At 44.0% G+C, this 2104-nt stretch carries 2 protein-coding genes; one reads left to right on the top strand and one right to left on the bottom strand.

Annotation, left to right across the window (positions count from 1 at the left end):
* Nucleotide 1: 1 nt before the first annotated feature.
* Entirely contained in the window at nt 2–1201 is a 1200-nt protein-coding gene (locus AB5H98_RS13265; RefSeq protein ID WP_367926358.1) for a U32 family peptidase, read from the top strand.
* 98 nt (nt 1202–1299) lie between these two features.
* On the opposite strand, the gene AB5H98_RS13260 is transcribed toward AB5H98_RS13265, so the two are convergent.
* The coding region (locus tag AB5H98_RS13260) for an ATP-dependent DNA helicase (protein ID WP_367926357.1) at nt 1300–2104 on the bottom strand (805 nt) is incomplete at its 5' end.

Below are 2104 nucleotides of genomic sequence, written 5' to 3'. Positions count from 1 at the left end.
GCTGAGCCCTGCAGGGGATCTGGAACGTTTACGCTTTGCAGTTCTTTATGGTGCGGATGCAGTTTATATCGGTGCCACGGAATTTGGCATGCGGAGTGCACCTAAAAATTTTACAATGGAACAAATCAGAGATGGGGTATTATTTGCCCATGAACACGGGAAGCGAGTTTACCTCACTCTAAATACGATTCCAACCAATGAAGAAATTGCAAGAATGCCGGACTTCGTTCGTCAAGTATCTGCGACCGGAATCGATGCTTTTATTGTTGCGGATCTTGGTGTTCTCGCAATTGTAAAAAAGTATGCTCCGGATATAGAAATACATCTTTCTACGCAAGTAGGAATTTCAAATTATATGTCTGCCAATATGGCCTATGAACTAGGCGCCAAACGTGTGGTTTTGGCAAGAGAATTATCACTCAAAGATATTGCGGTGATTCGTGATAATACGCCGGCTGATCTTGAACTGGAAGCCTTCGTCCATGGAGCGATGTGTATGTCTTATTCCGGGAGATGTCTTTTGTCGCACTATTTGACTGGAAGAGATGCCAACAGAGGTGAGTGTACTCAACCTTGTCGCTGGTCATGGAGTTTGGTGGAAGAACACCGACCGGATCGTCATTTCCCAATCGGAGAGACAGATGAAGGAAGTTATATTTTAAACGCGGACGATTTGTGTACAGCGCCTTTTTTGAATTTAATTTGCGAGGCGGGTGTGGACAGTCTGAAGATTGAAGGCCGTGCAAAAACATTTTATTATGTTGCAAGTACTACGGCCGCCTATCGAAAAGCATTGGATGCATATTTGGAGGATCCGAATGCGTTTGTCTGTCCGGAAAATGTTTTGGAAGAGTTAACTAAAATTTCGCACAGACGTTATTCACCGGGCTTTTATTTTGGAAAAGAGGATGCTATACAGAATACACGTACAGGCGGCTATATTCGAGGCTGGGAAGTAGTAGGAGTGGTCGGCACATGGGACGATGGCATTGCATTCTGTACACAGCGGGGAAAGTGGCAGTTAGGGGATGAGGTGGAAATATTGACACCCTCCGGGGATGTAATTTCTATACAACCGGATTGGATTCGCGACGGCGATGGCCAGCCTATTTCGTCTACTCCACACGCTATGATGCAATTTTCAATTCCCGTTGGACAAAGAGTTTCTGCGGGTTCGATTTTGAGACGGAAAAGAAAATAATAGAAAGACGCACCATTGTTTCAATGGCGCGTCTTTTTATTTGCCTATAGCTTTACACGATTAAAGAGATATAACCATCTGTCAATGAAAACAACTTGTCAGCGGGATTCCCAAAATCGAATTGCCGTTTGCAGAACTTCCTTGGAAGAATGGACGAAACGTAGATGGTCCCAGTGAGGTGGGAACAAAGAACGATAGCTGCTAGAAGCGTAACGAGTATCGATCAAAAGCAATAACCCGCGATCGGTCTCTGTACGGATAAGACGTCCAGAAGCTTGCAAGACCTTATTCATACCAGGATATTGATAGGCATAATAAAAACCCTTTCCCATGGAGTTTTCATAATAATTGCGCAATGCGTCTTGCCGTGCTCCAATCTGAGGCAATCCTACGCCGACAATGATACAGCCTACTAAACGCTTGCCGGGAAGGTCAATTCCCTCTGAAAAAATACCCCCTAGAACACAAAAACCAATCAACGTGTTAGTATCCTGCTCAGTGAATTCAGAAAGAAATTGTTCTTTATCGCTTTCAGTCATTTCAGGACTCTGAAGGAGAACTTGTAACTCTGGGAAGAGAATGCGAAAACGGTCATATACATCAGATAAATAACGATGAGAGGGGAAGAACACCATATAATTCCCAGGATGCGAAGTTGCACAAGCGTTGATCATTTCGCATACAGCGTCCAGACTTGCCTGTCGATCAACGTATTTGGTACTAATGTTATCCGCCACCAACAAACAAAGATTCTCCTGCGGAAAGGGACTTGTCAGAACAATTCGTTTAGCGGTTTCTTGGCCTCCTAGTGTTTGAATAAAATAGTCCGTAGGCGTTAGTGTAGCACTAAATAAGATACTGGAACGCCCCAATTCCATAGAATTGCTTAAGAAGGATGATGCA

The organism is uncultured Ruthenibacterium sp. (assembly GCF_963558415.1).
Classification (GTDB): Bacteria; Bacillota; Clostridia; order Oscillospirales; family Ruminococcaceae; genus Ruthenibacterium.
The sequence above is the reverse complement of the archived record's forward strand: the minus strand, read 5'-3'. Positions and strand labels throughout refer to the sequence as shown.